This window comes from Nostoc mirabile CHAB5784, from assembly GCF_020829645.1.
Taxonomy (GTDB): domain Bacteria; phylum Cyanobacteriota; class Cyanobacteriia; order Cyanobacteriales; family Nostocaceae; genus Nostoc; species Nostoc mirabile.
Window position 1 is genome coordinate 1 of record NZ_JAIVFS010000213.1, and the last position, 5,927, is coordinate 5,927.

Consider the following 5,927-nt stretch of genomic DNA (forward strand, 5'->3'; position numbering starts at 1 on the left):
GGCATCGCAGTACTGATCTACCACGGTGATCGTGGAGGTAGCCGTTCTTGAACCCAATTAAATACCCTTGCTAAGTTAAACTGTTAGTAATTAATTATACTCTCATGAGAGTAATAAAAGAGCGATAATTCGTAATTCGTAATTCGTAAATTTTGTTTTGTAATGGGGATTTAACCCCAACACAAAACTTGCTTTTTTATTGAACCGGGGGACTTAAACCCACGGAATTGAGTTAAAAGTCTGTGGAGCCACTCTAAAAGACTTGTGTGTACACGGTAGCATCACTTTACCGGGGATAAATGAAAACACGCGATCGCCCGCCGCTAAATGGTGTACGTCGCCATGAGTTATTTATAATCACCGGATTAACGATGGTTGAGTCTCGAATTGCCGGATTAATCAAAGTTGGATTAATCAGCGTGGAATTTCTCACGTTCTGCCTGAACTGGGGATAGTAATAATCGGGGTAATTATTGCGTTGTGGCATTAGTCCCGTTGCTGGGTCTACAGGCATAGGTGTGGGAATCGGACTACCATAAATAAAGGAACCGACAGCAGGCGATCGCCTGACTCCATAACCAGGTATGGAAATCGGATTACCATAAATGAAGGAACCCACAGCAGGCGATCGCCTGACTCCATAAGCACCATCAATTACGATCACAGACTGTGCAGAAGCTGGAGCAATGCTTACACCCATAACTGCTAAAGTCATGGCGGCTTTGAACCAATTCAGTTGCGAATGCTTGATTTTCAACATATTTTGCTCACTTGTATTTGATACCGGAATTTTTAATCAGAAAATAATCGCAGCTACTTAGTTAAAATTTTAGAAGTTTATTTAGTTTTAGGTTGCCAGCTTTGGAAAAAATTCCCAAAAGATTGCTGGCATTGGCAAAATTAAAATAGTGCTGATTTTTATATAAGCCGTGAGTGTAGAAAGTTTAGAAATTGCTAAAACCCGCTACCAGGCTGGGAAAGCTGCCTTTGAAAATGGGCAATACCGCGAAGCCATAGAAAATTTAGAAAAGGCCAGCGCCCTGTTAGCTCGTAATTCTCGCCTTGGGGGGGAAGTAGAAATCTATCTGGTGACAGCTTATGAAGCTGTTGGACGCACGGATGATGCGATCGCTCTTTGCGAAAGACTCAAACGCCATGCCCATTTTGAAATTAGCAAACAAGCGCGACGGATGCTTTACATCTTGAAAGCACCAAAGCTGAAAAGACCCAGCAAGTGGATGACCCAAATCCCCGATTTGGGCGCACTATCCGATAATGAACTCAAAATTTCTGTACCTGCTAAGTCTACTAAATCTTCTGTGCAGCAAAAGCCTAAACCTGCCGAGCCAGAATTCGTTGACCTCAGTCAGGTCAATACCAGAGATAATCGCTTTATCTGGGTGGCGCTAATTGCTATTGGTTTAACCATCTCGTACTTGGTTTGGTTGAATTTTTCAGGAACCCCTAGCTAATCCTAACAAGAGGATATTTCCGTGCTGGGGTTCCTTCCTGCTTTTGCAGCCCGTTCGTCACTCAGCAGTATAGTTCGGATCAGATCCCCCCGCCTGCGGCGACCCCCGATAAATTGGGGGTAGAGGAATTAAAAACAGCCCTGCCCTTTTTAAGAGGATAGAGGAATAAAAATAGCCCCCCTTAAAAAGGGGGGTTGGGGGGATCTTCGAGAGATAAAGCAAGTTAACCGAAGCGTATTGCGCCGCCCAGTAGTAGAAGTCAAGATTGGTTAAAAAGTTTGACTTTTGGGGATATTTATGGTTTCAAATTCTTCAATTTTCGGAAAGATTTTCTTTTGGCTAATTAGACCATTTAGTTTTGTATTGACAAATATGAAATTTCTCTCAGTACTGAATGGTCGAAATCGAATGAACCGCCTCTTTCCCAAGCGAAATCCTATTTTGTGGCTAGTGCTGTTAACATCCCTGCTACTAACTGGCTGTGTTAAGTACGATGTGGGACTTAACTTTGACAATTCAAATAGTGGCGAACTAGTACAACATATTAAGCTGGGAGAGCGGCTAACTAGTTTTAGTGGCGATTATGTATATGAATGGTTAAATAGCATAGAACACCGCGCCCGTAAACTAGAAGGGAAAACGCAGCGAGTTTCCCAAGAAGAAATCATTGTTACAATTCCTTTTAGTAGTGGTAGTGAATTGCAAGAGAAGTTCAACGAATTTTTTAACTCCCATGCGAATCAAGCCTCTGAGTCAGTGGGGAGCCAATCTGACTCAGAACTACCGAAAATTGAATCAAACGTCCTTTTGGAACAAAACAATTTTTTACTTTTAGTCAGAAATCGATTGATTTATGATTTGGATTTGCGATCGCTATCTCTAATTGCCAGCAAAGGTAACGTCTTGGCTAATGCTGGTTCAATTCTCGACTTGGAATTTAGCTTGAAGACTCCTTGGGGAGCCAAAAATATTCAACTAACTGAAACTGCCATAGAGCCAGAAAAGAATGGCAATCGATTAGTGTGGAAACTTCAACCTGGTGAGCTAAACCACATAGAAACCGTTTTCTGGCTTCCCAGTCCCCTTGGTATTGGTGCGTTGTTAATTATCCTGTTTGTCTGGGGAGGATTGTACTTGAGATACAATTTCATGCCAGATCCCAGAATTCAGTTTTCTTCCAAAGCAGCAGCTATCCAGGAACAGTAGACTATTCATCTGTTTATATTGTCAGTTAAGCCGATGGAGAATGCATCGGCTTTTTTGCTTCACATTTAGACAGTTGCTCACTGCCATACCAACGTTCAGCAAGTGCATTGAGTTGATGAAGCACATCAATGAGTTCCTGACCACGTTCTGTGAGACCGTAAGTTACTTGGGGTGGGACAGTTGGTTCATACTGGCGATAAATAATCTCTGCTGCCTCAAGCATCCTCAGTCTTTCCGTCAGAACTTTGGTTGAGATGCCCTCAACTAGGTGTTTCAATGCACCAAAGCGACTAGGCCCACTATTACACAACACCCACAGTATATACATTGTCCAGGGCCCTGATAGTAAGGACATCAGAATACTGACAGGGCAAGCATCAAGATTTTTAGAGACAGACATCGATAAGTTAGCTAAAATTGTCCGACAGTTACTTTATGGTAACTACTTTACTTTAGTAACTAGTTACTTTTAGTATCTAATGTAATGCTTTTAAATAGAAACTCAAAAAAAGTAAAAGCAGTAAATCCTAGCTTAATCAGGAGATATTTGGTGGTCAACATCCTACATATTGATTCCAGCCCCCGTGGTGAACGATCGCACTCCAGAGAACTATCTAAGGAATTCGTCAGTAGTTGGAAAGCAGCACATCCGGAAGATGCGATCGCCTATCGAGATATAGGGCGTCACACAATTCCTCACGTTAATGAAGCTTGGATTGCATCTGCATTTTCACCACCAGAAACCCATACCCCAGAATTAACTGAGGCACTTAGGATTTCTGACGAACTGATTGATGAGTTTTTGGCAGCCGATCGCTACGTCTTTGGAGTGCCAATGTATAACTTCAATATACCTTCCACTTTTAAGGCTTACATCGACCAAATCGTTCGCATTAACCGGACTGTTGCAATAGAAGCTCAAGGCTTTAGAGGGTTAGTCGAGGGTAAAAAGGCAGTTATCATTACAGCTCGTGGCGGTGACTTTAGCGCGACCTCTCCTTTCGTTGCCTACGACTTCCAAGAACCATACCTGCGGACGATTTTCGGCTTTATTGGAATTACAGACATTCAATTTATTAACGCTAATAGCCTGAACGGGGGAGATGCCCGTACCCAATCTCTATCAGAAGCACAAGCAGCAATTCAAAATTTGATCACCCAGTGGTAATGTGATGCAAAGAATGGGCAGGGGGAGATGAGGGAGTAGGGGGAGATGAGGAAGAAAATTTATCTTGTCTCCCTCATCCCCCTCATTAGGGCTATTTCGTTCTAGACAGAAACCGCCCAGAACTAAAGTTCCGCGGCTCATAGCCCAAGTCCACGCTTAGTGGACTAAAAGCCTTTCTTAGTCGTCTTTAGACAACTTTTGCTATTAGCCTCAGAATTTATTCTGAGGCGGGCTAGATGAGAATGAAATAGCCCTGTCCCCCTCATCTCCCTCATCTCCCTCTGCCTCCCCTGCCTCTTCTTCACGGTGACAACCGCTCAATTTTCCAAGTGTCATTATCTAAACGGCTATAGAGCAAGCGATCGTGCAGACGGCTGGGGCGGCCTTGCCAAAACTCAATTTCTGTGGGGATCACTCGTAAGCCTCCCCAATGAGGCGGTCGGGGAATCTCCTCATTTTCATATTTGCTCTTAAATTCCTGCAAACGTCGCTCCAGGACTTCTCGGCTTTCTATCACCTCGCTTTGATTAGATATCCACGCTCCCAAGCGACTGTTGGCAGGGCGACTGTGAAAATACTGGTCGGACTCAGTTTCGGAAACTTTCTCTACATACCCCGAAATCCGCACTTGACGTTCCAGTTCTGCCCACCAGAACACTAAAGCCCCCTGAGGATTTTCTGCCAGTTCTTGTCCTTTGTGACTGTTGTAGTTGGTAAAGAAGGCAAAGCCCCGTTCATCAAAATCCTTGAGTAACACCATTCTGGCTGAGGGCTTACCGTCTGGTGTAGCGGTAGCAATGGTCATGGCATTGGGTTCTGGGAGTTGCGCTACTAGTGCCTGATCGAACCATTTTTTAAATTGGATAAACGGATTGAGGTCAACCTCAAGTTCGCTCAAACCTTCCAAGGTGTAGTCTTTGCGAAGGTCAGCTACGGTTTTGTCCATTTTGATTTACTTCCTTGTTATCAGATACGCTTATACATGTCTTTGTTAAAAATATCTATGATGATGATGATCAGCACCATCAAGAATTTTACAAATTCTCTTAAAGAATATCTAAAATAGGTTGCATAAGATGCGCCGTTCGGCCTCCCTTCAACGCCTGTTAATTTATGGTCTAAGCGGCCCGATTATCGCTCTCAATGTCTGGCTGCTGTCTGTGCTTTTTCGCTATTTTCAGCATCCCATTACTGTCTTGATCATTGCAGCGATTTTGGCTTTTCTACTAAATTACCCGGTTAAGTTCTTTGAACGTGCCCGGATCACGCGCACTCAGGCGGTGATCATAGTTTTACTTGCAACGTTAACCCTGTTTGGGATTCTGGGCGTTACTCTAGTGCCGTTGATCATTGATCAAACAGTTCAACTGTTAAATAATATCCCTGATTGGTTAGGCGCGAGTCAAGAAAACTTAAAGCAGTTTGAGATGCTGGCAAAACAACGACGTTTGCCAATTGATTTGAGGGTTGTGAGCAGTCAAATCAATGCCAACATTCAGAATCTGGTACAACAACTAGCTTCTGGTGCAGTGGGATTTGCTGGAACACTGCTCTCAGGATTACTTGACGTAGTGTTAGTAATCGTGCTTGCATTTTATATGCTTTTATATGGCGATCGCGTCTGGTATGGTCTGATCAATCTTTTGCCCTCTAATATTGCAGATCCCCTCACCGCATCCTTGCGCCTAAATTTTCAGAACTTTTTCCTCAGCCAGTTGTTGTTAGGACTGTTCATGGTGCTAACCCTGACGCCAATTTTCTTAGTGATGAAGCTGCCCTTTGCCCTGTTGTTTGCCATATTAATCGGGATCTCAGAACTCATTCCCTTTATTGGGGCATCTCTCGGCATTAGTCTAGTGACGATTTTAGTCCTGCTGCAAAATTGGTGGTTGGCAGTTCAAGTTGCCATAGCGGCAATTCTCATGCAGCAGCTTAAAGATAACTTGTTAGCTCCCCTGACTTTTCCCGTTAAGTCTTGAAAGGCTTACTGATAAAGGATTTAACAAACAGCACAGCATATACGGTAGAGTAATTGAAATCGGGTGCTAAAGGTAACAAGCAATGCTGGACTGGTGGGAGAA

At 43.5% G+C, this 5,927-nt stretch carries 6 protein-coding genes and 1 pseudogene; 4 read left to right on the forward strand and 3 right to left on the reverse strand.

Translation table 11 applies throughout. The features are described from left to right. Positions 1 to 286: 286 nt before the first annotated feature. Positions 287 to 760 carry a hypothetical protein gene (locus tag LC653_RS44220; RefSeq protein WP_229501585.1) on the reverse strand — a complete coding sequence of 158 codons (474 nt, stop codon included), beginning with the start codon at positions 758 to 760 and terminating at the stop codon, positions 287 to 289. A 169-nt stretch (positions 761 to 929) separates the two neighbouring features. On the opposite strand from LC653_RS44220, the gene LC653_RS44225 reads away from it, so the two are divergent. Both LC653_RS44225 and LC653_RS44230 read left to right on the forward strand, forming a co-directional pair. Further along, positions 930 to 1,472: a tetratricopeptide repeat protein gene (locus LC653_RS44225; RefSeq protein WP_229501586.1), complete on the forward strand. Its 543-nt coding sequence runs from the start codon at positions 930 to 932 to the stop codon at positions 1,470 to 1,472. A 297-nt stretch (positions 1,473 to 1,769) separates the two neighbouring features. Next, a complete protein-coding gene (locus LC653_RS44230; protein ID WP_229501587.1) occupies positions 1,770 to 2,678 on the forward strand; it encodes a DUF3153 domain-containing protein in 909 nt (302 codons plus the stop codon). Positions 2,679 to 2,703: 25 nt separating this feature from the next. Here LC653_RS44230 and LC653_RS44235 read toward each other — a convergent pair whose 3' ends face one another. Beyond that, positions 2,704 to 3,078: a winged helix-turn-helix transcriptional regulator gene (locus tag LC653_RS44235; protein WP_229501588.1), complete on the reverse strand. Its 375-nt coding sequence runs from the start codon at positions 3,076 to 3,078 to the stop codon at positions 2,704 to 2,706. 150 nt (positions 3,079 to 3,228) lie between these two features. On the opposite strand from LC653_RS44235, the gene LC653_RS44240 reads away from it, so the two are divergent. Then, positions 3,229 to 3,846, forward strand: coding sequence for an FMN-dependent NADH-azoreductase (locus LC653_RS44240; protein ID WP_229501589.1), 618 nt, complete (start codon positions 3,229 to 3,231; stop codon positions 3,844 to 3,846). Positions 3,847 to 4,147: 301 nt separating this feature from the next. Here the strand turns inward: LC653_RS44240 and pdxH are convergent, their stop codons facing one another. Beyond that, positions 4,148 to 4,792 carry a pyridoxamine 5'-phosphate oxidase gene (gene pdxH / locus LC653_RS44245; protein ID WP_100901663.1) on the reverse strand — a complete coding sequence of 215 codons (645 nt, stop codon included), beginning with the start codon at positions 4,790 to 4,792 and terminating at the stop codon, positions 4,148 to 4,150. Positions 4,793 to 4,922: 130 nt separating this feature from the next. Here pdxH and LC653_RS44250 point away from each other — a divergent pair. After that, a pseudogene (locus LC653_RS44250) lies at positions 4,923 to 5,801 on the forward strand (AI-2E family transporter); the annotation flags it as partial. Between the last annotated feature and the right edge of the window lie 126 nt (positions 5,802 to 5,927).

Excerpts from the sequence above, each read along its gene's own strand:
- LC653_RS44220 (WP_229501585.1), bottom strand. The coding sequence starts at position 760 with ATGTTGAAAATCAAGCATTCGCAACTGAATTGGTTCAAAGCCGCCATG.
- LC653_RS44230 (WP_229501587.1), top strand. The coding sequence starts at position 1,770 with ATGGTTTCAAATTCTTCAATTTTCGGAAAGATTTTCTTTTGGCTAATT.
- LC653_RS44235 (WP_229501588.1), bottom strand. The coding sequence starts at position 3,078 with ATGTCTGTCTCTAAAAATCTTGATGCTTGCCCTGTCAGTATTCTGATG.
- pdxH (WP_100901663.1), bottom strand. The coding sequence starts at position 4,792 with ATGGACAAAACCGTAGCTGACCTTCGCAAAGACTACACCTTGGAAGGT.